This is a genomic window from Streptomyces sp. NPDC093018 (assembly GCF_040684035.1).
GTDB classification, from domain to species: domain Bacteria; phylum Actinomycetota; class Actinomycetes; order Streptomycetales; family Streptomycetaceae; genus Streptomyces; species Streptomyces murinus.
Map to the genome: position 1 here is coordinate 32,455 of NZ_JBFBFF010000005.1, position 24,516 is coordinate 56,970.

Sequence of the window (24,516 nt, forward strand, 5' to 3'; positions counted from 1 at the left end):
CCCGAGGAGCGGGGCCCCGGAAAGAGAGGTCCCGGAAAACCCACTCCCGGAAAGCCAGAGTCCCCGAAAGCGGGTACCGAAATCCGGGGCCCCCGAAGGCCAGGTCCCAGAAGGCCCACTCCCGGAAGCCAGGGTCCCGAGGAGCGGGGCCCCGGAAAGAGAGGTCCCGGAAAACCCACTCCCGGAAAGCCAGAGTCCCCGAAAGCGGGTACCGAAATCCGGGGCCCCCGGAGACCGGGCCCCCGGAGACCGGGTCCCAGAGGCCGGGTCCCAGAGGCCGGGTCCCAAAGGCCGGGTCAGAACAGCGACACCCAGTAGTCCCACCACCGCGTGGCGATCAGCATCACGATGCCCAGGTACCAGGTGAACGGCACCACCCAGTGGAACTCCAGCACGCCCGCCACCACGGCGCGGGGCGCGCGGATGACGCCGTGCATCAGGTTGTGCGCGGTGGTGTACCAGAACATCGCGATGGTGGCGGCCCAGGCCAGGCAGCACCACAGGCACAGCGCGCCGATGTCGTACAGGGCCTGGCTCATCAGCCACATGCAGAAGCCCGCGCCGAACAACGTGCCCGCGTTCAGGCCGAGCCAGAACCAGCGCCGGAAGCGGGCGCCGGACAGCAGGGCGAAGCCGACGGCGACCGCGACCGGGTAGGTGGCGAGGCCCAGCAGGGGGTTGGGGAAGCCGAAGACGGACGCCTGGGCGCTGCGCATCACGTCGGAGCAGGACAGCACCGGGCTGAGGTTGCAGGACGGGGTGAAGTGCGGGTCCTGGATCAGCTGGATCTTGTCGATCGTGATCACGAAGGAGGCCAGGATGCCGAGCGCGCCGGTCACGATCAGCAGCCAGGCGTAGGCGCGGGAGGCGGTGGCCGTGGCCTCGGGCGGGCTCGGCGGACCGCTCCGCGGGTCCCGCTGCCGGGGAGTGGCGCCGGTGGTCGTGTCACTGGTCATCGGGCGTTCCGCCTTGCCGGTGGTGGTCGGGGGCCGACGGACCAGTGAAGTCAGGGCGGACAGGGGCGGACAAGGGCCGAACGGCCCGCGTGCGGGTGTTCGAGACCCCGAGAGGCCCTAGGGACCCCAGGGGTCGTTCAGCGGGTCACGCCAGTGACAGGAACAGCCGCTCCATCCGCGCCTTCATCGCCTCCGCGTCCTCCCCGTTCTTGCGGCCCGACTCGATGTCGGCCACGCACTGCTGAAGTCCCGTGGCGATGATCGCGAAACCGGCGCGGTCCAGCGCCCGCGAGGCGGCGGCCAGCTGGGTGACGACGTCCTCGCAGTCCCGGCCTTCCTCGATCATCCGGATCACCCCGGAGATCTGGCCCTGCGCGCGCCGCAGCCGGTTCAGGACCGCCTTCAGGGACGCGCCCTCAAGCTCCAGTTCCACGCTCACTCCTCGAAAAATACCCCTAGGGGTACTGTACGTCCGGGTTCGGGGCAAAGGCGAGCGCCTGTGACCGCCGTAGAGCAGAAGTTCTAGGCTTCCCTCTGTGAACTTCTGGTCGATCTATCAGCATGGCTTCGCGCGCGTCGCCGCGTGCACGGGCCACACCGTCATCGCCGACCCGGGCGCCAACGCCGAATCGGTCCTGCGCCAGGCGCGCCGGTGCGCCGAGGAGGGCGTCGCCGTCGCCGTCTTCCCGGAGATGGTGCTGTGCGGCTACTCGATCGAGGACCTGCTGCTCCAGGACCCGCTGCTCGACGCGGTCGAGACGGCCCTGGCGGAGGTGGTCGCCGGTTCCGCGGATCTGCTGCCGGTGCTGGTCGTCGGCGCCCCGCTGCGGCACCGCAACCGGATCTACAACTGCGCGGTCGTCGTGCACCGCGGCAGGGTCCTCGGCGTGGCCCCGAAGTCGTACCCGCCGAACTACCGGGAGTTCTACGAGCGCCGCCAGATCGCCGGGGGCGACGACGAGCGCGGCGGCACCATCCGGATCGGCGGCGCGGACGTGCCGTTCGGCGTGGACCTGCTGTTCGCCGCGGACGACGTGCCGGGCCTGGTGCTGCACGCGGAGATCTGCGAGGACATGTGGGTGCCGGTGCCGCCGAGCGCGGAGGCGGCGCTCGCCGGGGCGACCGTGCTGGCGAACCTCTCCGGCAGCCCGATCACCGTCGGCCGCGCCGAGGACCGCAGGCTGCTGTGCCGCTCGGCCTCCGCCCGGTGCCTGTCCGCGTACGTCTACGCGGCAGCCGGTCTCGGCGAGTCGACCACCGATCTGTCCTGGGACGGCCAGACGATGATCTACGAGAACGGGGTGCTGCTGGCCGAGTCCGAGCGCTTCCCGCTCGGCGAGCAGTTCGCGGTGGCCGACATCGATCTCGACCTGCTGCGGCAGGAGCGCAGCCGGATGGGCAGCTTCGACGACAACCGCCGTACCCATGCCGCCCGCACCGGCGACTTCCGCACGGTGTCCTTCCTGCTGGACCCGCCGGTCGCCGCCGATCTGGGGCTGCGGCGCCGCGTGGAGCGCTTCCCGTTCGTGCCGGCCGACCCGGACCGGCTCGCCCTGGACTGCTACGAGGCGTACAACATCCAGGTCGAGGGGCTCCAGCAGCGGCTCGGCGCGATCGGCGGGCCGAAGGTGGTCATCGGCGTCTCCGGCGGTCTGGACTCCACGCACGCGCTGATCGTCGCCGCCCGCGCGATGGACCGCGCCGGGCGTCCGCGCAGCGACATCCTGGGCTTCACCCTGCCCGGCTTCGCCACCAGCGACCACACCAAGGACAACGCGCACCGGCTGATGCGGGCGCTCGGCATCACCGCGGCCGAGCTGGACATCACGCCGACCGCGCGGCTGATGCTCAAGGAGATGGGCCACCCCTTCGCCGCCGGCGAGCCGGTGTACGACGTGACGTTCGAGAACGTCCAGGCCGGGCTGCGCACCGACTATCTGTTCCGGCTGGCCAACCAGCGCGGCGGCATCGTGCTCGGCACCGGCGACCTCTCCGAGCTGGCGCTCGGCTGGTCGACGTACGGCGTCGGCGACCAGATGAGCCACTACAACGTCAACTCCGGTGTGCCCAAGACGCTGATCCAGCATCTGATCCGCTGGGTGATCAGCAGCGAGCAGTTCGACGCGGAGACCGGCGAGATCCTCGCCGCGATCCTGGACACCGAGATCAGCCCGGAGCTGGTGCCGGGCGAGGAGATGCAGTCCACCGAGTCGAAGATCGGCCCGTACGCGCTGCACGACTTCACCCTCTTCCAGGTGCTGCGCCACGGCTTCCGGCCCTCCAAGATCGCCTTCCTGGCCTGGCACGCCTGGCACGACGCGGCGTCGGGTGCCTGGCCGCCCGGCTTCCCCGAGGCCAAGCGGGTGGCGTACGACCTCGGGGAGATCGTGCGCTGGCTGGAGGTCTTCTGCCGCCGCTTCTTCGCGTTCGCCCAGTTCAAGCGCTCGGCCATGCCGAACGGGCCCAAGGTCTCGGCCGGCGGCTCGCTCTCCCCGCGCGGCGACTGGCGGGCTCCCTCGGACGGCAACGCCCGGGTGTGGCTCGCGGATCTGGCGCGCTTCGACTTCGAGAAGGCGGCGGCCGAGGTCGAGAGGGCGGCGGCCGAGCGCTGACGGACACCGCCGGCCGTCATAAAGGCCGCCACGGGGGCCACCGCGGGGGCCGAACGCCGGTGTGCGACACGGGCGTTCGGTCCGTCCTGGAACCAGTCTTCTTCCTGAGGCAGTCTTTCCCTTCGTGGCGAGCGTTCCGTATCAAGGGGGACCCGGCGCACCCCACATGGTGGTGTGCGGGGACGACGGGCTTGCGCACCGGCTGGCGGCCGAGTTGCGCGGGGTGTACGGCGAGCAGGTGACCCTCGTGGTGCCGCCGGCCGAACGCGCGGCGAGAGGGCCGGTGGTCGGCCGGGCGCGGGCCGCCTCGGCGGCGCTGCTCGACCGGGTGGTCAACGCGGCGGTCGGCGGTCGGCCCGCCGCGCCGGGTGCCGCGACCACGGCTGCCGGGGCGGTCGGCGAACCGGTGCTCGAAGCCGTGGAGTTGACCGAGGCGGTGCTCGCCGCGGCCGGGGTGGAGCGGGCCACCGCGCTCGCGCTGGTGCACGACGACGACGAGACCAACATCCGTGCCGCGCTCACCGCCCGCCGGCTCAACCCCCGGCTGCGGCTCGTACTGCGGCTCTACAACCGGCGGTTGGGTCAGCACATCGAGGAACTCCTCGACCAGGCCGCCGCGTTGGCGTACGACGGCGGGGGCGACGCGGACGTGGAGGCGTCGACGACCGTGCTGTCCGACGCCGACACCGCGGCGCCCGCGCTGGCCGCGACCGCGCTCGCGGGCACCAGCAAGGTCGTACAGACCGAGGGCCTGCTGCTGCGGGCGGTGGAACGGCCGCTGCCCGCCGACTCGGGCCTGCACACCCTCGCTCTGCTGTCGGTGAGCGATCCCACCGGCGGGGACCAGGAGCCGCGGCTGCTGCCGGCCGACGAGGAGGTGCGGGGCGCCGCCGGGCGGACCGCGATCGTGCTGGAGCAGGTGTCCACGGCCGGCGGTCCCGAGTCGGCGGCGCGCGGGGCGGGCGTCATCCCCTGGCTCAACTCGCTGTTCTCGCGGCGGCTGCGGTGGTCGCTGGCCGGTCTGGTCGGCTGTGTGCTGGCGCTGGCGATCGCCCTGTGGGCGGTGACCGGGATCCATCCGGTGCGGGCCTTCTACCTCACCCTGCTCGACATGTTCGCCATCGACGACCCGGCGGTCGGCGCGCCGCTCGGCCGCCAGCTGCTCCAACTCCTGTCCGCGCTGGTGGGGTTGCTGCTGCTGCCGGTGCTGCTGGCCGCGGTCCTGGAGGCGCTGGGCACCTTCCGCACCGCCACCTCGCTGCGCAGGCCGCCGCGCGGACTCGGCGGGCATGTGGTGCTGCTGGGGCTCGGCAAGATCGGCACCCGGGTGCTGACCCGGCTGCGGGAGCTGAACGTGCCCGTCGTCTGCGTCGAGTCCGACCCCGAGGCACGGGGGCTCGCCACGGCGCGGCGGCTGCGGGTGCCGGTGGTGCTCGGGGACGTCACCCAGGAGGGGGTGCTGGAGTCCGCGAAGATCCACCGGGCGCAGGCACTGCTCGCGGTGACCAGCGCGGACACCACGAACCTGGAGGCGGCGCTGTACGCGCGGACGGTACGGCCGGATCTGCGGGTGGTGCTGCGGCTGTACGACGACGACTTCGCCACGGCGGTCTACCGGACCCTGCGTGCCGCGTATCCGGGCGCCCTGACCCGGAGCCGGAGCGTGACGCATCTGGCGGCGCCCGCCTTCGCGGGGGCGATGCTCGGCCGGCAGGTGCTCGGCGCGGTGGCGGTGGAGCGGCAGGTGCTGCTGTTCGCCGCGGTCGACGTGGACGGCCATCCGATGCTGGAGGGCCGCACCGTGGACCAGGCGTTCCGCCCCGGCTCCTGGCGGGTGCTGGCGCTCGCGGGCCGCAGCGACACCCCCGCCGACCATGTACTGGCGAAGGGGGACCGCGTGGTGGTCGCCGTCACCCGCAGGGGCCTGGCCGCACTGCGCTGACCCCCTGCGCCGCCCCGCGCCGACCCCGCGCCGGCCCCTCCGGCGGGATGCCGGAGAGGGACGGTCGGGGAGCGGGGCGGGGAACGGACGGGGAGCGGGCGGGCAGGCGGGACGGTTACGCCGGGAGGTGCCGCTTGGCGAAGTCCAGCTCCAGGGCCACCTGCTTGATGCGCTCGTCGACGACCAGGGAGCCATGGCCCGCGTCGTAGCGGTAGACCTCATGGGTGGCGCCGAGGGCCTGGAGGCGGTGGATGTAGTTGTCGATCTGGCGGATGGGGCAGCGGGGGTCGTTGACCCCGGCCGAGATGTAGACCGGGGCCTTGACCTGGTCGACGTAGGTGAGCGGGGAGGACGCCTCGAAGCGCTCCGGGACCTCCTCGGGGGTGCCGCCGAGGAGGGTGCGGTCCATGGCCTTCAGCGCCTCCATCTCGTCGTGGTACGCCGTGACGTAGTCCGCGACCGGGACGACCGCGATGCCGACCGTCCACGCCTGTGGCTGGGTGCCGATGCCGAGGAGGGTGAGGTAGCCGCCCCAGGAGCCGCCGGTGAGGACCAGCCGGTCGGGGTCGGCGAGGCCGGAGGAGACCGCCCAGTCGCGGACCGCCGCCACGTCCTCCAGCTCGATCAGGCCGACCCGGTGCTTGAGGGCGTCGGTCCAGGCGCGGCCGTACCCGGTGGAGCCGCGGTAGTTGACGCGGACCACCGCGTACCCGTGGTCGACCCAGGCGGCCGGGCCCGAGGCGAAGGAGTCGCTGTCGTGCCAGGTCGGGCCGCCGTGCAGGTCGAAGACGGTGGGCAGGGGGCCGGTCGCGCCCGCGGGCTTCTGGATCAGGGCGTGGATCCGGCCGCCGGGGCCCTCCACCCATACGTCCTCCACCGGCACCGACGGCGGGCACTTCATGCCGGGCGGGTCCAGCACCACACCGCCGGAGGTGGACCGCACCACCGACGGCTCGGCGGAGGAGGACCACAGGTACTCCACGCTGCCGTCCGGGCGCGCGGTGGCCCCGGAGACGGTGCCGGGCGGGGTGGGGACGCCGGTCAGCTCGCGGCTCGCCAGGTCGTACCGGAACAGTTCGCTGCGGGCCTCGAAGCTGTGCGCGATCAGCAGGCCGGAGCCGTCCGGGTACCACTCGGCGCTGACGTCGCCGGGCAGCTCAAGGGCGAGGTCCGTCTCCTCGCCCGTGGCCACGTCCCACACCAGCGGCTCCCAGCGGCCCCGGCGCTGGTGTCCGATGAGCAGCCGGGTGTCGCCGTCGACCGGGGCGAAGCCCAGCACCTCCAGGCCCAGCTCCTCGGCGCCGCCCTTGGTGTCGTCCAGGTCGGCGACCGTCGAGCCGTCCGGGCGCAGTACGCGCAGCGCGGCGTGCATGGCGTCGCCGTGCTCGGTGTGCTCGATGGCGATCAGGGAGCCGTCGTGGGAGAGGTCGCCGACGCCCGCGGACTCGCGGTGCCGGTAGATCTCCACCGGGTCCGCGCCGGCGCGGGCCAGATGGATCGTGGTGCCGTCCTCGTCCGTGGAGCGGCCGACGACCGCGGTGTGCCCGTCGCGGGCCAGGGCGAGGCCGGCCGGGTAGGAGGCGGCGAGGCCCGGGACGGCCGGCTCGTCGGCGCCGCCGGTGAAGGGCTGGCGGCGCCAGACGCCGAACTCGTCGCCGTCCTTGTCGTCGAACCACCAGATCCAGGCGCCGTCCGGGGAGAGGGTGCCGTCCGTCGTGCCGTTCGGCCGGTCGGTGGCCTGGCGCTGCTCGCCCGTGGTGCGGTTCCACGCGTACAGCTCGTACGTCCCCGTCGCGTTCGACACGAACAGCGAGCGGTCCGGTGCGTCCTCGGCCCAGTCGGGCAGGGACACCCGCGGCGCCCGGAACCGCTTCTCCCAGTCCGGCATGTCCGCGCTGCCCGGCGCCTGCGGTGCGCTCGGCGTCGTGCTCTCAGTCTTGGCCCCAGTCATGCGCCCATACTGCCTGGCCGCCGCGACAATTGTGCGGCGGGTGAGCGCAGCCTGTGGATAACTTTCCCGCCATGGGCACCGCACGCGTACGTGTGAGGGCCGACCCGCGGGCAGGGCGGCGGGGCGGGCGCCGTACCGTGGGGGCGTGTACCGGTTTCTGCTGACTCCGCGCTGGTGGGGCATCAACGTCTTCGTGCTGCTCGCCATCCCCTTCTGCATCTTCATGGGGTCCTGGCAGCTGAGCCGGTTCGAGGGGCGGGTGCACGAGGAACACGCCGCGAACCGGCAGGCCGCGTCCGACGCCACCCAGGCGGCCCGCCCGCTGGACTCGATGCTGCCGGTGAACAAGGCCACGTCCGGGCGGCGGGTGTCCGCGCACGGACGGTACGGGGCGCAGCTGCTCGTGCCCGGCCGGCAGCTGGACGACAAGAACGGGTTCTACGTCCTGACGCTGCTGCGCACCGACCAGGGGAAGTCGCTTCCCGTGGTGCGCGGATGGCTGCCCGGGACGGCGTCCGCGGCAAAGGCGCCCGCCGCGCCGCGCGGTGAGGTGACCGTCGTCGGCGCGTTGCAGGCGTCCGAGACTCCGGGGGACAACGGGGTCAGCGCGCAGGGCGGGTTGCCCGCAGGGCAGACGGCGGCGATCAGTTCGGCGGCGTTGGTCAACCTGGTGCCGGACCGGTTGTACGACGCGTGGGTGACGCTGGACAAGGCGGACGCCGGGATGAAGGCGGTGCCGGCGTCGGCGCCGGACGGTACGGGGCTGGATCTGAAGGCGTTCCAGAACCTCGGGTACACCGGGGAGTGGTTCGTCTTCGCCGGGTTCACGGTGTTCATGTGGTTCCGGCTGCTGCGGCGGGAGGTCGAGGCCGCGCGGGACGCTGCGCTGGGCTTGGCGCCGGAGGAGACATCACCGGTGACTGTTCCCAGTAGCTGAGCAGCCCCGTAAGGGGCGCGGGGAACTGCGCGATCAGCCACGACGCGGCCGCAGCCGTCCCACTGGCGCCCCGGGCCTCAGGAATCCGCCAGTACCCCCGTGTAATACACCGTCCCCGCGCACTCCCCCGGCACCTTCGCGGACCCCGTCGGGCCGCCGGAGGCGGGGGTGTGGGTGATCAGGACGCTGCCGTCGGCCGTGGTGTCGCCCGTGCCCAGTTGGGGGGTGGTGCCGGAGGCGCTGCCGGTGTCGGCAGCCGGGCCGTCGCTCGGGGTGGGGGACGGGTCCGGGGTCGCGCCGCCGTCCGTGCCGCCGGTCGGGCCGCCCGTGGTGGGGCAGGTCTCGGAGGGGACGAAGGCGAACTTCTCCTGGTAGGCGGCGCCGGGCTGGAGGACCAGGCCCGCGGCCTCCTGGGAGGGGTCGGGCAGACCCGTCGCCGCGTCGCCCGCCGCATGCCGTACGACGGCGATCTTCGCGGGATCCGCCGCGCCCAGCGCGCTCGCGCCCACCGTGCCCGCGCCGCTCACCGCACAGGGCCCGGAGGAGACATTGCTGACGCGGAACGTGCCGTACACGATCCCCGTGGAGTCCGGCGCGGCCGCGCTGCCCGTGACCGAGCCCAGCTGGGCCGGCGTACACACCGGGACGCCCGCGGCCAGGGTGGCGGAGGGGTTCGCTCCTGCGGCGGCACCGGCGCCGCCCGCCTCCCCGCTGTCCTTGTCCCCCGGCTTCCCGGGCCCCTTGCCCGGCTGGACCGGGCTGCCGTCCGTGCCCCTGCCGCCGTCCGTGCCGCTGCCCTTGTCCTGGTCGTGCCCGGAGCCGGACCGCGCCTGCGAGGACTGGCCGGCCATCGCGGTGTCCGGGTCGGAGCCGCCGGAGTCGGAGACATGCACCAGGGCCGGGATCGCCGTACCGAGGAACAGGGCCGCCGCCGCCATGCCCACGGCCGCCTGCCGCTTGCGGGCCCGGCGCGCGGGGACCGCCCGGCGCAGCCGCTCCAGGGTGCCCGCGCCCGGCTCGACGCCGTCGACCGCGGAGTGCAGCAGCCGCCGTACCGCCGCCTCGTCCGAGCCGAGGCCGCCGAGCGTCCGGGTGAGCCACTCGCCCTCGGCGCCCGGGCCGGTGCCTTCGCGGGCGGAGCCGAAGAGGTCGGCGCTCTCCCGGTCGCGTTCGGGTTCGAGCCCCTCGGTGCTCCGGTCGTCGGGGCCGTGGTTCACAGTTTCGTTCCCAGCGTGCGGTGAGGTGTGGTCGTGGCGTTGCGGTGCGGGCGCCCGGTCATGCGAGTGCCTCCATGGCCACCCGCAGCGCGGCGATGCCCCGCGAACCGTACGCCTTCACCGAGCCCAGGGAGATGCCGAGCGTCTCGGCGACCTGGGCCTCGGTCATGTCCGCGAAGTAGCGCAGGACCAGGACCTCCCGCTGGCGGCGCTGCAGCCCCTTCATCGCCTTGATGAGGTCGCGGCGCTCCAGCTGGTCGTACGCGCCCTCCTCCGCGCTCGCCATGTCCGGCATCGGCTTGGCGAGCAGCTTGAGGCCGAGGATGCGGCGGCGCAGCGTGGAGCGGGAGAGATTGACGACCGTCTGCCTGAGGTAGGCGAGGGTCTTCTGCGGGTCGCGGACGCGTTTGCGCGCCGAGTGGACCCGGATGAAGGCCTCCTGGACGACGTCCTCGCAGGAGGCGGTGTCGTCGAGGAGGAGGGCGGCGAGACCCAGCAGCGAGCGGTAGTGCGCCCGGTAGGTCTCGGTGAGATGGTCCACGGTGGTGCCGGTGACGGCCTCCGTGGCCGCGGTGTCGTCGGCGCCGTCACGCTGACCGGGTATGCGGGCGGGCCGCGCGGCTGGCATGGGCGCGATCACCGGCATGCCGCCGGGCGTGCGGGGGCGCAACGCCGCACGCGGCGGCCGAAGGGCCGCGGTGCCGCGTCCCCCTGTGAGTTCCAGTACCTCTGCCACGCCTGTTGGACACGTCTGCCCCCGCCAGGGTTGTACGCGCCGGGCGTCACATGTGCGACAGCCGGCGGTGCCTCAAGTGCCGTCATGCGTCCCGCTCTTCCCCTATGTCCGATGTGGACGGGCATCCCCGCGCCCGGTCCGCTCACGGCGCCCCCACGCCCCGAAGAGTGACCGCAAAGACGCTCCCCGCCCTCCGCGTGGTTGCGGAGGGCGGGGAGCCACATCTTCTGTCGCCGAGAGGGCCGGCTCAAGCGGTTTGGACCATGCCGCCGGACACGCTTCGCACACAGATCCTACAAAGCGGCCACACCGTTCACCCGGCGGACTCCTGGGCGACCAGCTCCGCGATCTGTACGAGGTTCAATGCGGCGCCTTTGCGCAAATTGTCGCCGCAGACGAAGAGTTCGAGCGCGGTCGGGTCGTCCAGCGACTGCCGCAGCCGCCCCACCCAGGCGGGGTCGGTGCCCACCACGTCGGCGGGGGTGGGGAACTCACCGGCCGCGGGGTCGTCGCACAGCACCACACCGGGCGCGGTGGCGAGGATCTCGCGGGCGCCGTCCACCCCGGCCACTCCCTGGAAGCGGGCGTGGACCGTGAGGGAGTGGGTGGTGACCACCGGCACCCGGACACAGGTGACGGCGACGGGCAGGCCGGGCAGCGAGAGGATCCGGCGGGTCTCCTCGCGCACCCGCAGCTCGGCCGAGGACCAGCCGTCCTCGGCCGCGGTGCCGGCCCACGGTACGACGTTCAGCGCGACCGGCTCCGGGAACGGTCCGGTGGCGTCGCCCACGAGGCGTCGTACGTCTCCCGGCGCGGTGCCCAGTTCGGTGCCGGCGACCTGGGACAGCTGGGCGCGCAGCGCCTCCACACCGGCCCGGCCGGCGTCGCTCACCGCCTGGTAGGAGGAGACCACCAGCTCGCGCAGCCCGTACTCGGCGTGCAGGGCGCCGAGCGCCACGATCATCGTGAGGGTGGTGGCGCCGGGGTTGGCGATGATGCCGCGCGGGCGGTTGCGCACCCGGTGGGCGTTGACCTCGGGCACCACCAGGGGCACGTCCGGATCGGCGCGGAAGGCGCCGGAGTTGTCCACGACCACCGCCCCGGCCGCGGCGGCGATCGGCGCCCACTCGGCGGCGACCCGCTCCGGCACGTCGAACAGGGCGATGTCGACCCCGTCGAAGCAGTCCTCGGTCAGGGCCGCGACCTCGGCCTCCGCCCCGCGCACGGCCAGCTTGCGGCCCACCGGGCGGGGGGAGGCGAACAGACGGATCTCGCCCCAGATGTCCTTGCGCTGGGAAAGGATCTGGAGCATGACCCGGCCGACCACTCCGGTCGCTCCCACGACCGCGAGCGTCGGCTTGGCGTTCATCGGCCGGTGCCTCCGTAGACGACGGCCTCGTCGGTGTCGGAGTCCAGCCCGAAGGCGGTGTGCACGGCGCGCACGGCCTCCGCCACATCGTCCTTGCGGGTGACGACCGAGATACGGATCTCGGAGGTCGAGATCAGCTCGATGTTCACCCCCGCGTCGGACAGCGCCTCGAAGAAGGCCGCGGTGACGCCGGGGTTGGTCTTCATACCCGCGCCGACCAGGGAGATCTTGCCGATCTGGTCGTCGTAGCGCAGCGAGTCGAAGCCGATGCCCGGGCGGTTGCGCTCCAGGGCGCCGATGGCCTTGCGGCCCTCGGTCTTCGGCAGCGTGAAGGAGATGTCCGTCAGGCCGGTGGCGGCGGCGGACACGTTCTGCACGACCATGTCGATGTTGATCTGCGCGTCGGCGATGGCCCGGAAGATCGCGGCGGCCTCACCCGGCTTGTCCGGCACACCGACGACCGTGATCTTGGCCTCGGAGGTGTCGTGCGCGACACCGGAGATGATGGCCTGCTCCACCTTCTTGTCCCCAATCGGCTCACTGCTGACCCATGTGCCCTGCAACCCGCTGAAGCTGGAGCGTACGTGGATCGGGATGTTGTAGCGGCGGGCGTACTCCACACAGCGGTGGAGCAGGACCTTGGAACCGGAGGCCGCGAGCTCCAGCATGTCCTCGAAGGAGATCCAGTCGATCTTCTTCGCCTTCTTGACCACCCGCGGATCGGCGGTGAACACACCGTCGACGTCGGTGTAGATCTCGCAGACCTCGGCGTCGAGGGCGGCGGCGAGGGCCACAGCGGTGGTGTCCGAGCCGCCGCGGCCGAGCGTGGTGATGTCCTTCTTGTCGGCGCTGACGCCCTGGAAACCGGCGACGATCGCGATGTTGCCCTCGTCCAGCGCGGTCCGGATGCGGCCCGGCGTGACATCGATGATCCGGGCCTTGTTGTGGACCGAGTCGGTGATGACGCCGGCCTGGCTGCCGGTGAAGGACTGGGCCTCATGGCCCAGGTTTTTGATCGCCATGGCCAGCAGCGCCATGGAGATCCGCTCTCCGGCGGTCAGCAGCATGTCGAATTCGCGCCCGGCAGGCATCGGAGAGACCTGCGCGGCGAGATCGATCAACTCGTCCGTCGTGTCGCCCATCGCGGAAACGACGACGACAACCTGGTTGCCGTTCTTCTTCGCTTCCACGATCCGCTTGGCGACGCGCTTGATGCCCTCGGCATCGGCTACGGAGGAGCCTCCGTACTTCTGCACGACAAGGCCCACGTGCGCTCCTCGCTCGGTTCGTTTGTGTCGGCTCAGTTTAACGAGCGTCCAACATCCACCACCCTGCTCCCGCATGGTGAGACATCGGCCCATGGGACCCCGGACGCCCGCTTCCGGACGGCCTTCTGCCCGCCCGGGACCGACCCACGCGGAACGTGCCCCGGGTCACACCCGGGGCCGTACCCGCGCGGCGTGGCTACGGCGTCACGAACCGGGCCGCATCCCCAGCGGTCCGCCGATCTCCTCGGCCATCACCCGGCCCGCCTCGAACTCCAGGGTCTCGTCGCCCATCGGGCTCTGGTCGGTGTCCAGGCCGTCCAGCTCCTCCAGGGGCTGGTTGAGGCGGACGTGGATGAGCACCGACTGGAGGGCGCGCAGCACGGCGGAGGCCGTCGGGCCCCAGTTGGAGAAGTAGGAGAACTGCCACCACCACAGGGCCTCGGTGGTGCGGCCCGCGCGGTAGTGGACCATGCCGTGGCGCAGGTCCGTGATGATGTCGGCGAGGTCGTCGGAGATCCGGGCCGGCACCGGGGCCTTGCGGGGCTCGTAGGGGTCGAAGACCTCGGAGTAGACGTCGACGGGCTCCAGCAGCCGGGCGAAGTTCTCCCGCACCTCGTCCACGTCCGGCTCCGGGCCCGGGTCGGGCTCGTAGCGCTCGTCCGGGACGATGTCCTCGTGGGCGCCCAGCCGGCCGCCGGCCAGCAGCAGCTGGGAGATCTCCAGGAGCAGGAAGGGCACGGTGGAGCCGGGCTCGTCGCCCCGCGCCACCTCGGTGACGGCCACCAGGAAGCTCTCGACCTGGTCCGCGACCTGTACGGCGAAGTCGTCGGGGTTCTGCGACGTGGCGTGCAGCGTGGCGTCAGACATCTAGGAGTCTTCTCCCCTCGAAGGCGCGGCCGAGGGTGACCTCGTCCGCGTATTCCAGGTCGCCACCCACCGGGAGGCCGCTGGCCAGGCGGGTGACCTTCAGGCCCATGGGCTTGATCATGCGCGCGAGGTACGTGGCCGTCGCCTCGCCCTCGAGATTCGGATCGGTGGCCAGGATCAGCTCCGTGACCGTCCCGTCGGCCAACCGCGTGAGAAGTTCCCGTATACGCAGGTCGTCGGGGCCGACACCCTCGATGGGGCTGATCGCCCCGCCGAGTACGTGGTAGCGGCCGCGGAACTCGCGGGTGCGCTCGATCGCGACGACGTCCTTCGGCTCCTCCACGACCGCGATCACCGAGGGGTCACGGCGCGGGTCACGGCAGATGTTGCACAGCTCCTCCTGCGCGACATTGCCGCAGGTCGCGCAGAAGCGGACCTTCGCCTTGACCTCCAGGAGGGCCTGCGCGAGACGCTTCACGTCCGTCGGCTCGGCCTGGAGGATGTGAAAGGCGATCCGCTGCGCGCTCTTGGGACCGACGCCGGGCAGCCGCCCCAGCTCGTCGATGAGGTCCTGGACCACGCCTTCGTACAACGGACTGCCCTTCCTGGAGACCTTTCGGTACGTACGCTAGTTGGACCGGAGTCAGAACGGCAGACCGGGGATGCCGGTGCCGCCGCCCAGGCCCTGGGCCAGCGGGCCGAGCTTCTGCTGCTGGAGCGCCTGCGCGTTCTCGTTCGCCGCCTGTACGGCGGCCACGATCAGGTCGGCGAGGGTCTCGGTGTCCTCCGGGTCCACCGCCTTGGGGTCGATCTTCAGGCCGCGCAGCTCGCCGGCGCCGGTCACGGTGGCCCTGACCAGGCCGCCGCCCGCCTGCCCGTCGACCTCCGTGTTCGCCAGTTCCTCCTGGGCCCGCTGCAGATCCTGCTGCATCTGCTGGGCCTGCTGGAGCAACTGCTGCATGTTGGGCTGGCCACCACCGGGGATCACGATCAGCTCCTCTGTGTCTTTCTCCTTGGCACGAGCCTACGTGGTCCAGGCGACCATCACACCGCCACTCTTTCGAGTGAGAGAGATGGCGGATCTATAGCTGATCAAGGCCTTCTTACGGGCGGAAAAGCCGGGAAAGTCACGACCGGGCCACCCGTTGGGCGGTAGGAAGGGTGGCGCACGTCGGCAGGGAATGTCACGCTACGTGACCGGTCGTGATCAGTAGGGAGTGCCGGGTGGGTCAGCCGGAGATGCAGCCCGAGGGGCCGCCCCAGGACGGGCGGGGCGAGGGCTCGGCCGGACCCCGGCCGGGTGATCTGACCGGGCGGGCGCTGCCGCCCGGCGACTGGGGCGAGCCCGGCGAGCGGCTGGACGAGCTGTACCGGTGGGTGGAGCACGGCGCGCTGCGGACGGCGGACTGGTATCTGCGGGACCGGGTGTGGAAGCGGCGCGGGGCGCGGGTGCTGCGGGCCGGGGCGGCGGTGGGCGCGGTGACCGGGGCGGCGCTGCCGCTGCTGGATCTGACGAAGGTGGCGGGGGGCGTGGCGCCCTGGGGGTGCCTGGCGCTGCTCCTCGCGGCCGCGTGCGCCGGTGCGGACCGGTACTTCGGGGTGACGTCCGGCTGGATGCGGGACGTGGCGACGGCACAGGCGGTGCAGCGGCGCCTGCAGGCGCTCCAGTTCGACTGGGCGGTGGAGGGGGTGCGGGAGGTGCTGGGCCCCACGGAGGGCACGGCGAGCGAGGCGGCGGAGCGCTGTGTGGTCCTGCTGCGCCGCTTCTCGGAGGACATGACGGAGCTGGTCCGGGCGGAGACGGCGGACTGGATGGTGGCGTTCCGGGCGGGCGCGGCACCGGTGGGTGCGCAGTCGGTGGCGTATGTACCGCGGCAGGAGGTGGTGGGACAGGCGGCCAGATTCGTCCTGCCCCCGGCGGGGGGCGCGCGGCCGAACATGCCGAGGCAGCGGCCACCGGAGCCGCGGTGACCGCAGGGGTCGGTCGCCCACCGGCCGCCGGGCGCACGCCTTCAGCCCCTCCGGTGTCGGCCGACGGCAGATCCGTCACTGCCGGGTGTACGTCAGGCTCTCCCCGCCCCCCTGCTGCGCCCGCTGCAACCGCCCGTCCGGCAGCAGGCTGACCTCCGTGGGGCCGCCCGGTGTGCACGAGGAGGCGGGCTCGCCGCTGGTCACGACGGACGGCCCGATCTCCAACGGCCCCCCGGCGCCGGGAGCCTGGCCGAGTTCGGCCGCGAAGACGCAGTGGTACATCCCGCCGCCGTCCGCCGGGCCCTGCGCCTCCAGCGTCAGCACGTCCTCCCCCACCTCTCCCTGACGGATGGTGAGCCGGCGGGTGTTGATGCCGCTCACGCCGTCGATGGTCGCCGCCCAGGTCCCGAGGTAGGCGTCCGGGACGGCACCCGCGCCCGGGGAACCCGAGGAGGAGGGCGAGGGCGAGGCCGGGTCCGGACCGCGCTCCCCGGAACCGGTGGGCGACGCGGACCGCGAGGCCGGCGCGGGACCGGCCGTGCCACCGCCCCCGCTCTCGACCCCGCTGTTCAGCAGCGCGTACACCGACCCGCCCGCGCCCACCGCCACGATCACCGCGATCACGACCAGCAGCGCCGTGGACCGCCCGCTGCGCCGCTCCGGCTCGGGCTCGGGCTCCGCGCCGTAGGGCGGGTACGGCGGATACGACTGCTGGGGGTAGCCGTACCCGAAGGACCGGGGCTCCTGCGGCGGCGGCCCGGCCGCGGTGCCCTGCGCGAAGTACGGCTGCCGGGCGCCCTGTCGAGGGTGCGGCTGGGCCTCCCGCCGGGGGTCCCCGTACGCTCCGGGGACCGTCACCGGCAGCGGCGCGCCCTCCCCCGCCGACGGCGGCCGCCCGGCACCGGCCCCGCTCCCGTTCGCCCCGGCCGCCCCGCCGCCGTCCGAGACGGCGGAGTGCTCGGGCGAGCCGCCGCCCTCCGGTCCGGCGTCCCCGGCGGCTCCCGCACCCGCTGCCGCCGCGGCGAGACCGTCCGCCGCCGGCTCCTCCACCTCCAGCAACCCCACCGCGTGCCGCCCGAGTTGGGCCACCAGCGCGCCCGGCAGCCAGGGGTCGCGGGAGCGGCCGTCGGACACCGTGTCCTGCGCCCCCGTGCGCTCCAGCAGCGCGTCCAGGGACGGCCGGGCCGCCGGGTCCTTGCGCAGGCACCGGCGCACCAGATCGGCGATGCCCTCCGGCACCCCCGCCAGATCCGGCTCCTCCTGGGCGATCCGGAACATCAGCGCGTGCACCCCGCTGCCGGCGTTCCCGAACGGCATCCGCCCGGTCGCCGCGTACGTCAGCACCGAGCCGAGCGAGAAGACGTCGCACGCCGGGGTGACCTTGTCGCCGCGCACCTGCTCCGGTGCCATGAACCCCGGCGAGCCGACCAGCGACCCCGTCATGGTGAGCCCCTCGCCGCCCGCCGTGCCCGTCTCCAGGGCGCGGGCGATGCCGAAGTCGATCACGCGCGGCCCGTCGATGGTCACCAGCACATTGGACGGCTTCAGATCCCGGTGCACGATCCCGGCCGCGTGGATGTCCCTCAGCGCGTGCGCGAGCCCCGCCGCGAGGATCCGTACCGACCGCTCCGGCAGCGCCCCGTGATCGTGCCCCACGACCTGCTGGAGGCTGGGCCCGGCCACATATCCCGTGGCCACCCAGGGCACCGCCGCCTCGGTGTCCGCGTCCAGCACCGGCGCGGTCCAGTACCCGCCGACCCGCCGCGCCGCGCCCACCTCGCGCCGGAACCGGGCCCGGAACTCCTCCCGCGCGGCCAGCTCCTCGCGCACCAGCTTCACGGCGGCCGTACGGCCCCGGTCCGAGCGGGCCAGGTACACCACGCCCATGCCGCCCGCGCCCAGCCGCGCCAGCAGCCGGTACCCCCCGATCCTCTGGGGGTCCCCAGGACCGAGTTCCTCCATGACCGCCCCGCCCTTCCCGCCCCGTCAGCTGTGGCAACGGCCCGAGAATAATCCGGTCGTACAAGGTGCCGGAGGGCCAGTCGTCCACGGTTCCGTAACAGGCCGCACGCCCCCGCCCGGCTCGATGTCGACAACCTGTCGCGGATTGGGCCCGCCCACGGCACAGGACGCCGATACCGCGTCCGCATCCCGGACATTTACGCTCGCCCGCATGACCCCTCAGACCGATCCCGCAGCCGGTGCCGCAGTGAAGGCCGCGGACCGTGCGCACGTCTTCCACTCCTGGTCCGCCCAGGACCTCATCGACCCGCTCGCCGTCGCCGGCGCCGAGGGGTCGTACTTCTGGGACTACGACGGCACGCGCTACCTGGACTTCACCAGCGGGCTCGTCTACACCAACATCGGCTACCAGCACCCCAAGGTCGTCGCGGCCATCCAGGAGCAGGCGGCGACGATGACCACGTTCGCCCCGGCCTTCGCGATCGAGGCCCGCTCGGAGGCGGCCCGGCTGATCGCCGAGCGGACCCCCGGCGACCTGGACAAGATCTTCTTCACCAACGGCGGCGCCGACGCGGTGGAGCACGCGGTGCGGATGGCCCGGCTGCACACCGGCCGTCCGAAGGTGCTCTCGGCGTACCGCTCGTACCACGGCGGCACCCAGCAGGCCGTGAACCTCACCGGCGACCCCCGCCGCTGGCCCTCCGACAGCGGCACCGGCGGTGTCGTGCACTTCTGGGCGCCGTTCCTGTACCGCTCCCGCTTCTACGCCGAGACGCAGGAGCAGGAGACCGCGCGGGCGCTGGAGCACCTGGAGACCACGATCGCCTTCGAGGGTCCCGGCACCATCGCCGCGATCATCCTGGAGACGATCCCCGGCACCGCCGGGATCATGCTGCCCCCGCCGGGATACCTCGCCGGGGTGCGCGAGCTGTGCGACAAGTACGGGATCGTCTTCATCCTGGACGAGGTCATGGCCGGATTCGGCCGTACCGGTGAGTGGTTCGCCGCCGATCTGTTCGATGTCGTACCGGACCTGATGACCTTCGCCAAGGGCGTGAACTCCGGCTATGTGCCGCTCGGCGGCGTGGCCGTCTCGGGGGAGATCGCGGAGACCTTCGGCAAGCGTCCCTACCCGGGCGGTCTGACCTACTCCGGGCACCCGCTGGCCTGTGCCGCCGCCGTCGCCACGATCAACGTGATGGCGGAGGAGGGCGTGGTGGCCAACGCCAAGCGGCTCGGCGAGAGCGTGCTGGCGCCGGGTCTGGCCGAGCTGGCCGCGCGCCACCCGAGCGTCGGCGAGGTCCGCGGCGTGGGCATGTTCTGGGCGTTGGAGCTGGTCAAGGACCAGGAGACGCGGGAGCCCCTGGTGCCGTACAACGCGGCCGGTCCGGCGAACGCGCCGATGGCCGCCTTCGCCGCGGCGGCCAAGAAGCAGGGCCTGTGGCCGTTCGTGAACATGAACCGCACGCATGTGGTGCCGCCGTGCAACACGAGCGAGGCGGAGCTGAAGGAGGGCCTGGCCGCCCTCGACGCCGCGCTGTCCGTGGCGGACGAGTACACGGCGTAACCGGTCGGCGCTGCCGCCGGCCAAGGCCGAACGCGTAAGGTGACGTGCTCGTAAGACTCTGAGGAGTTGGCCATACGTGCGAGTACGTCACCCATACGCGTGAGGAGAGACCGGCCATGTCCGGCAACGGCATCGTCACCCGCAGCACCCTGCGCCAGCAGATCGCGGACGCGCTCCGTGACGAGGTGCTGGCGGGGCGGCTGCGGCCGGGCCGGGCGTTCACCGTGAAGGAGATCGCCGATCAGTACGGCGTCTCCGCCACCCCGGTGCGCGAGGCGCTGGTCGACCTGTCCGCGCAGGGCATCCTGGAGGCCGACCAGCATCGCGGCTTCCGGGTGCCCGAGTACTCGCTCGCCGACTACCGGCACATGATCGAGGCCCGCAGCCTGGTCACCGACGGCATGTTCCAGGCCCTCGCCGCCGGGCACCCCGTCTTCCGCACCCCGTCCGAGGACCCGCGCACGCGCGCCCTGCTGGCCACCGTGCGCCGCCGCGGCGAGGAGGCCCAGCGCGCCGCCGCCGCGGGCGATCTCACCGTGCTGATCGGCTACGACCTGCGCTTCTGGCGCGAGTTGAGCGTGCTGTTCGGCAACCCCTACCTCGGTGACTTCCTGCACCGGCTGCGCGTGCAGTCCTGGGTCTGCGCGGTCCAGCGGCTGCGCCGCCTTCCGGAGCTGCGCGGCCGGCTGTGGGCCGGTCACACGGACCTGGTCGAGGCCCTGGCCCGGCGGGACACCGAGGCCGCCCGCGCCCTGGTCGCCGCGGCCAACGCCCACTCGCTGGCCCTGCTGGAAGATCTGTCCGATAGCTGATCGGACGTGGGGGTATGGGACCACCGGAGCACCGATTACGCTTCCCGGACCACCTCTTTGTGTGAGGAGCTCTCTTTGGCCTGTGACCTGTGGCTGGTCCCGCTCGTGGACGTGTTGTGCCACACGCCGGACAATCCGTTCGCCGAGGAACTCGCGCACTACAACCACGCGCTGGCCGCGGCGGGGCTGCCGCCGGTGCCGGTGTACCAGTACATGCCGGGGCTGTCCGGCGAGGTCGCGCCGGTCGCCGGGTTCGACTACGACGCCCTGCACTTCCTGCGCCGCGCCTATCTGCTCCAGGTCTGCGGACTGCCGGTGACGCCGGTGGACGAACTCGGCGGGGACTACGAGCAGTTGCTGGAGATGTTCGAGTCCACGGCCCAGCAGTCGCATCTGGTCTGGCACTACGACCACGCGGGCGCCTACGTCCCGGTCGACTTCCCGCATCCGCTGGCCGACGAGCAACTCCTGGCGGGCGGCGGCCCCTTGGGCTCCGCGCAGGCGCTGCTGCGCGAACTCCAGTACGTCGCCCCGGTGATCGGCATCGATCCGGCCAACCCCCCGGCGCCCCCCGTGCCGCCCGCGGCCCCCACCGAACTGGAGGAACCGGCCGCCCCCACCCCCTACGACCCGAACCCCTTCTCCCGCGAACGCCATGTCTGGCTGGGCCTGCACGCCGCCGCGACCCGGTCGCTGGCCCAGGGCTCGATGATCGTCTTCAGCTGACCGGGGCGGGTGGCGCGCGGGCGTCCCCGACGTACGGCACCCGCCCACCCATGGCGCGGGTGGACGGGTGCCCGGTGTCTGCCGGGTCTGCCTAGAAGACCGGCGTGCCCGCCTGGGTCAGCTTCCAGTTGGTGACCGCGAAGTCGGCCGGGTCGAGGGTCTTCGTCGCGGTGACGTAGTCGATCATCATGTCGCGGATCTCGTTGGTGGAGCTGTACGCGATCTCCGCCGAGGCGATGTGCGGGTAGCCCGAACCGCCGTTGGCGCGGTAGTTGTTGACGGCGACCACGAAGACCTGGTCGGCGGCGACGGCGGTGCCGTTGTAGCTCAGGTTCTTGATGCGGGAGCCCTCGGGCTGGGCGATGTCGATGTCGTAGTCGACACCGGCGGCGGTGTCGTACATGTAGTCCCAGAAGCTGTTGGCGTTGGTGAGGGTCGCGGTGTCGACCTTGGTGCCCGCCGGGACCTGGATGTAGTACTTGGCCGCGTACTCCAGGTAGTCCTTGAGCTGGGCGCCCGTGAGCTTCTTGGCGTAGAGCGTGTTGTCGTAGATGTAGAGCCCGGCGATGTCCTTGATGGTGACGTTGCCCTGCGGGATGTCGGCGGTGCGGCTGAAGGGCGCCGCGACCGAGATCAGCGGGAGGGCGGCGTCCGCCGCGGACAGGCCGGTTTTGACCGTCTCGATCTGGACCTTGTGGATGAAGTCCATGATCGGCACGTCCTTCCAGCAGGACTCCGCCGCCGAGAGGTCCGCCGTGCAGGTGCCGACCGGGGTGTTGACGTACTTCACCACCAGCTCGTGGTCGGCCTCCAGGAGCTTCTTGATCTGCGGGTCCTCGGCCACCCCGTTGGGGTTGAGGGTCTGGGCCTTCTTGCTGGTCACCTTCCACTGGCCGTGGTGCAGTTCGAGCTCGAAGTCGAAGACGCTGAGCCGGTAGCCCCAGCAGTACGGCTCGGACAGCAGGACGTCCTCGCCGGTCTTGTCGTTCTTGACGGTGTACGACGGCACCTCGACATGGGTGTGGCCCACCAGGATCGCGTCGATGCCCGGGACCTGCTCGGCGACCAGGTTGGACGCGTTCTCGATGTAGGGGAGTTCGTCACCCCACGAGGAGGAGCCGTCCAGGCCGGAGTGGTCGGTCAGGAAGACGACGTCGCAGCCGAGGGCGCGCAGCCGCGGCACGTACTTCTTCGCCTGCTCGACCAGGCCGGGGAAGACCAGCTTGCCGCCGACGTTGTCCTTGTCCCAGATCGCGATGCCGGGGTTGGTCAGACCGAGGATGCCGACCTTGATGTCGGGGGCGCCGGGGACCTTGATGTGCTTGACGGTGTACGGCTCGAAGGCCGGGCGCAGCGTCTTGGCGTGCAGGGCGTTCGCGCCGAGCAGCGGGAAGTCGCACTGGTCCTCGAACTTGCGCAGCGTGTCGATGCCGTAGTTGAACTCGTGGTTGCCGAGGGCGGCGGCGTCGTAGCGCATGTGGTTCATGGCGGTGGCCATGGGGTGCTTGGGGCCGCGCTTGCCGTCGGTGCCGGTGATCGGGTCGACCCGGGCGAAGTAGTAGGCGAGCGAGGTGCCCTGGATGATGTCGCCGGCGTCCACGAGCAGCACCCGGTGCTCGCCCTTGGCCTCGCGCTGCTGCTTGATGAGGGTGGCGACGCGGGCCACGCCGACCGAGTTGCCGGCCTTGTCGGTGTAGGGCGCGTCGGCGTAGTAGTCCCAGTCGAAGACATGGCCGTGCAGGTCGGTGGTGCCCAGGATGGAGAACGACCAGGTGCGCGGCGCCTTTTCGTGGCCGTGGCCGTGGCCCTGCTCGGCCGCCTCGGCGGTGCCGCTGCCCACCGCGCCCGCCGCGGCGACGGTGGCGCCGGTGACGGCCGACTTCTTCACGAACTCCCGGCGGTTCATGGGACTGTGGGTCATTCAAGGCTCCTGAGACTGGAGTTGGCGCGTGCAGAGGGTCGTTCCGTGCGGAGGCTACCCGCGTAGATCGTGCTCGTGCCCTTCAGCGCCGCAAACCAGGAAATGACCATGTCCAGGTCAAGGATGAGTCAGGTGGGGCGAAATACGAGAGCGCCCGCCGGTCCCGCCCGAAGGCGGATCCGGCGGGCGCTGCCGCACGGTGAAGGCGGGTCGAACTCCGGCTTACCGGAAGGAATTACCGGAGGGCCGCAGGGAGCCGCAGGGGCCTAGAGGAACGAGTTGACCTCGATCGTCTCGTCCCGGCCCGGGCCCACGCCGATCGCGGAGATCGGGGCGCCGGACATCTCCTCCAGCGCCTTGACGTAGCTCTGCGCGTTCTTCGGCAGGTCGGCGAAGGTCTTCGCCTTGGTGATGTCCTCGGACCAGCCCGGCAGGTTCTCGTAGATCGGCTTCGCGTGGTGGAAGTCGGTCTGGGAGTAGGGCAGTTCCTCGACGCGCTTGCCGTCGATCTCGTACGCCACGCAGACCGGGATCTGCTCCCAGCCGGTGAGCACGTCCAGCTTGGTGAGGAAGAAGTCGGTCAGGCCGTTCACCCGGGTCGCGTAGCGCGCGATCACCGCGTCGAACCAGCCGCAGCGGCGGTCGCGGCCGGTGGTCACACCGCGCTCGCCGCCGATCCGGCGCAGCGCCTCGCCGTCCTCGTCGAACAGCTCGGTCGGGAACGGACCGGCGCCGACCCGGGTGGTGTACGCCTTGAGGATGCCGATGACCCGGCTGATCTTCGTCGGACCCACGCCCGCGCCGGTGCAGGCGCCGCCGGCGGTCGGGTTGGAGGAGGTGACGAAGGGGTACGTGCCGTGGTCGATGTCGAGCAGCGTGCCCTGGCCGCCCTCGAACAGCACGACCTTGTCCTGCTCCAGGGCCTGGTTGAGGATCAGCACGGTGTCGGCGACGTACGGCTTGATCTGCTCGGCGTAGCCCAGCAGCTCCTCGACCACCTGGTCGGCGGTGATGGCACGGCGGTTGTAGAGCTTGGTGAGGACCTGGTTCTTGACGTCGAGCGCGGCCTCCACCTTCTGCTGGAGGATCGACTCGTCGTACAGGTCCTGGACCCGGATGCCCACACGGTTGATCTTGTCCGCGTAGGTGGGGCCGATACCGCGACCGGTGGTGCCGATCTTCCGCTTGCCGAGGAAGCGTTCCGTCACCTTGTCGACCGTCACGTTGTACGGCGTGATGACGTGCGCGTTGCCGCTGATGAGCAACTTGGAGGTGTCGACGCCTCGCTCGTTCAGACCGCTCAGCTCGGAGAGCAGGACCGAGGGGTCGACGACGACACCATTGCCGATGACCGGCGTGCATCCGGGAGAGAGGATGCCGGAGGGCAGGAGGTGGAGGGCGTACTTCTGGTCGCCGACGACGACCGTGTGGCCGGCGTTGTTGCCGCCCTGGTATCGCACCACATAATCCACCGATCCACCGAGCAGGTCGGTGGCCTTCCCCTTGCCCTCGTCACCCCACTGAGCACCGAGCAGCACAAGTGCGGGCACGCGCGTACACCCCTTCCGGGCGGGGCATGTCCAAGGTCAGGGGCGCGGGCGTAAGGTTCACCGCCGCGTGCCACCGCGACCGTCGTTGGCCGCACAACCGTCGGACCGGATGCCCCGGAATAGACGAAGCCCCTGGCGCAATAGCGCAAGGG

Annotated in this window: 20 protein-coding genes; 7 read left to right on the top strand and 13 right to left on the bottom strand. The window is 72.0% G+C overall.

What is annotated here, in order from left to right; all coding sequences use genetic code 11:
- Positions 1-296 precede the first annotated feature (296 nt).
- Together AB0N90_RS13415 and AB0N90_RS13420 are read right to left on the bottom strand one after the other, a co-directional pair.
- Entirely contained in the window at positions 297-956 is a 660-nt protein-coding gene (locus tag AB0N90_RS13415) for a vitamin K epoxide reductase family protein (protein ID WP_365195877.1), read from the bottom strand.
- A gap of 145 nt (positions 957-1,101) precedes the next feature.
- A complete protein-coding gene (locus AB0N90_RS13420; protein WP_037658465.1) occupies positions 1,102-1,389 on the bottom strand; it encodes a metal-sensitive transcriptional regulator in 288 nt (95 codons plus the stop codon).
- A gap of 103 nt (positions 1,390-1,492) precedes the next feature.
- Here AB0N90_RS13420 and AB0N90_RS13425 point away from each other — a divergent pair, with 103 nt between their 5' ends.
- Both AB0N90_RS13425 and AB0N90_RS13430 read left to right on the top strand, forming a co-directional pair.
- Positions 1,493-3,568 carry an NAD(+) synthase gene (locus AB0N90_RS13425; protein ID WP_365195880.1) on the top strand — a complete coding sequence of 692 codons (2,076 nt, stop codon included), beginning with the start codon at positions 1,493-1,495 and terminating at the stop codon, positions 3,566-3,568.
- 166 nt (positions 3,569-3,734) lie between these two features.
- Positions 3,735-5,510, top strand: a complete 1,776-nt coding sequence (locus AB0N90_RS13430) for an NAD-binding protein (protein ID WP_365196712.1) — start codon at positions 3,735-3,737, stop codon at positions 5,508-5,510.
- Between the two features lie 115 nt (positions 5,511-5,625).
- Here AB0N90_RS13430 and AB0N90_RS13435 read toward each other — a convergent pair whose 3' ends face one another.
- On the bottom strand, positions 5,626-7,398 hold the full coding sequence (locus AB0N90_RS13435; RefSeq protein WP_365196714.1) for a prolyl oligopeptidase family serine peptidase: 1,773 nt from the start codon (positions 7,396-7,398) through the stop codon (positions 5,626-5,628).
- A gap of 208 nt (positions 7,399-7,606) precedes the next feature.
- Here AB0N90_RS13435 and AB0N90_RS13440 point away from each other — a divergent pair, with 208 nt between their 5' ends.
- On the top strand, positions 7,607-8,398 hold the full coding sequence (locus AB0N90_RS13440) for an SURF1 family protein (protein WP_365195883.1): 792 nt from the start codon (positions 7,607-7,609) through the stop codon (positions 8,396-8,398).
- Between the two features lie 77 nt (positions 8,399-8,475).
- Here AB0N90_RS13440 and AB0N90_RS13445 read toward each other — a convergent pair whose 3' ends face one another.
- The 7 genes from AB0N90_RS13445 to AB0N90_RS13475 form a co-directional block, all read right to left on the bottom strand.
- Positions 8,476-9,615 carry a hypothetical protein gene (locus AB0N90_RS13445; RefSeq protein ID WP_365195885.1) on the bottom strand — a complete coding sequence of 380 codons (1,140 nt, stop codon included), beginning with the start codon at positions 9,613-9,615 and terminating at the stop codon, positions 8,476-8,478.
- Between the two features lie 58 nt (positions 9,616-9,673).
- Positions 9,674-10,261 (bottom strand): SigE family RNA polymerase sigma factor, encoded by a 588-nt coding sequence (locus AB0N90_RS13450; protein ID WP_037658456.1) that lies wholly within the window; start codon positions 10,259-10,261, stop codon positions 9,674-9,676.
- Positions 10,262-10,664: 403 nt separating this feature from the next.
- A complete protein-coding gene (locus tag AB0N90_RS13455; RefSeq protein WP_365195888.1) occupies positions 10,665-11,720 on the bottom strand; it encodes an aspartate-semialdehyde dehydrogenase in 1,056 nt (351 codons plus the stop codon).
- Positions 11,717-12,988 (bottom strand): aspartate kinase, encoded by a 1,272-nt coding sequence (locus AB0N90_RS13460; RefSeq protein WP_085565818.1) that lies wholly within the window; start codon positions 12,986-12,988, stop codon positions 11,717-11,719. Before AB0N90_RS13460 ends, AB0N90_RS13455 begins: the two co-directional genes overlap by 4 nt.
- Positions 12,989-13,192: 204 nt before the next feature.
- Positions 13,193-13,855, bottom strand: a complete 663-nt coding sequence (locus AB0N90_RS13465; RefSeq protein WP_365195890.1) for a DUF5063 domain-containing protein — start codon at positions 13,853-13,855, stop codon at positions 13,193-13,195.
- Entirely contained in the window at positions 13,848-14,447 is a 600-nt protein-coding gene (recR, locus tag AB0N90_RS13470; RefSeq protein ID WP_361672581.1) for a recombination mediator RecR, read from the bottom strand. The genes AB0N90_RS13465 and recR overlap by 8 nt, the downstream gene beginning before the upstream one ends.
- Before the next feature lie 51 nt (positions 14,448-14,498).
- The gene (locus tag AB0N90_RS13475) at positions 14,499-14,843 is read right to left on the bottom strand and encodes a YbaB/EbfC family nucleoid-associated protein (RefSeq protein WP_128791031.1); all 345 of its coding nucleotides are present in this window, start codon (positions 14,841-14,843) and stop codon (positions 14,499-14,501) included.
- Between the two features lie 236 nt (positions 14,844-15,079).
- Between AB0N90_RS13475 and AB0N90_RS13480 the strand changes: the two genes are divergently transcribed.
- Positions 15,080-15,826: an SLATT domain-containing protein gene (locus tag AB0N90_RS13480; RefSeq protein ID WP_125208293.1), complete on the top strand. Its 747-nt coding sequence runs from the start codon at positions 15,080-15,082 to the stop codon at positions 15,824-15,826.
- A gap of 75 nt (positions 15,827-15,901) precedes the next feature.
- Here the strand turns inward: AB0N90_RS13480 and AB0N90_RS13485 are convergent, their stop codons facing one another.
- Complete coding sequence (locus tag AB0N90_RS13485) at positions 15,902-17,788, bottom strand: serine/threonine-protein kinase (protein WP_365195895.1); 1,887 nt, start codon at positions 17,786-17,788, stop codon at positions 15,902-15,904.
- A gap of 211 nt (positions 17,789-17,999) precedes the next feature.
- On the opposite strand from AB0N90_RS13485, the gene AB0N90_RS13490 reads away from it, so the two are divergent.
- The 3 genes from AB0N90_RS13490 (at position 18,000) to AB0N90_RS13500 (ending at position 20,893) form a co-directional block, all read left to right on the top strand.
- The gene (locus AB0N90_RS13490) at positions 18,000-19,355 is read left to right on the top strand and encodes an aspartate aminotransferase family protein (protein ID WP_365195897.1); all 1,356 of its coding nucleotides are present in this window, start codon (positions 18,000-18,002) and stop codon (positions 19,353-19,355) included.
- 116 nt (positions 19,356-19,471) lie between these two features.
- A complete protein-coding gene (locus tag AB0N90_RS13495) occupies positions 19,472-20,167 on the top strand; it encodes a GntR family transcriptional regulator (protein ID WP_365195900.1) in 696 nt (231 codons plus the stop codon).
- 75 nt (positions 20,168-20,242) lie between these two features.
- On the top strand, positions 20,243-20,893 hold the full coding sequence (locus tag AB0N90_RS13500) for a hypothetical protein (protein WP_361672569.1): 651 nt from the start codon (positions 20,243-20,245) through the stop codon (positions 20,891-20,893).
- Positions 20,894-20,984: 91 nt separating this feature from the next.
- Here the strand turns inward: AB0N90_RS13500 and AB0N90_RS13505 are convergent, their stop codons facing one another.
- Positions 20,985-22,814 carry a 5'-nucleotidase C-terminal domain-containing protein gene (locus AB0N90_RS13505; RefSeq protein WP_365195902.1) on the bottom strand — a complete coding sequence of 610 codons (1,830 nt, stop codon included), beginning with the start codon at positions 22,812-22,814 and terminating at the stop codon, positions 20,985-20,987.
- Positions 22,815-23,080: 266 nt separating this feature from the next.
- Positions 23,081-24,364 (bottom strand): adenylosuccinate synthase, encoded by a 1,284-nt coding sequence (locus tag AB0N90_RS13510; protein WP_037658437.1) that lies wholly within the window; start codon positions 24,362-24,364, stop codon positions 23,081-23,083.
- Positions 24,365-24,516 lie beyond the last annotated feature (152 nt).

Excerpts from the sequence above, each read along its gene's own strand:
- AB0N90_RS13455 (WP_365195888.1), bottom strand. The coding sequence starts at position 11,720 with ATGAACGCCAAGCCGACGCTCGCGGTCGTGGGAGCGACCGGAGTGGTC.
- AB0N90_RS13495 (WP_365195900.1), top strand. The coding sequence starts at position 19,472 with ATGTCCGGCAACGGCATCGTCACCCGCAGCACCCTGCGCCAGCAGATC.
- AB0N90_RS13435 (WP_365196714.1), bottom strand. The coding sequence starts at position 7,398 with ATGCCGGACTGGGAGAAGCGGTTCCGGGCGCCGCGGGTGTCCCTGCCC.
- AB0N90_RS13490 (WP_365195897.1), top strand. The coding sequence starts at position 18,000 with ATGACCCCTCAGACCGATCCCGCAGCCGGTGCCGCAGTGAAGGCCGCG.
- AB0N90_RS13505 (WP_365195902.1), bottom strand. The coding sequence starts at position 22,814 with ATGACCCACAGTCCCATGAACCGCCGGGAGTTCGTGAAGAAGTCGGCC.
- AB0N90_RS13450 (WP_037658456.1), bottom strand. The coding sequence starts at position 10,261 with ATGCCGGTGATCGCGCCCATGCCAGCCGCGCGGCCCGCCCGCATACCC.
- AB0N90_RS13485 (WP_365195895.1), bottom strand. The coding sequence starts at position 17,788 with ATGGAGGAACTCGGTCCTGGGGACCCCCAGAGGATCGGGGGGTACCGG.
- AB0N90_RS13415 (WP_365195877.1), bottom strand. The coding sequence starts at position 956 with ATGACCAGTGACACGACCACCGGCGCCACTCCCCGGCAGCGGGACCCG.
- AB0N90_RS13430 (WP_365196712.1), top strand. The coding sequence starts at position 3,735 with ATGGTGGTGTGCGGGGACGACGGGCTTGCGCACCGGCTGGCGGCCGAG.
- AB0N90_RS13465 (WP_365195890.1), bottom strand. The coding sequence starts at position 13,855 with ATGTCTGACGCCACGCTGCACGCCACGTCGCAGAACCCCGACGACTTC.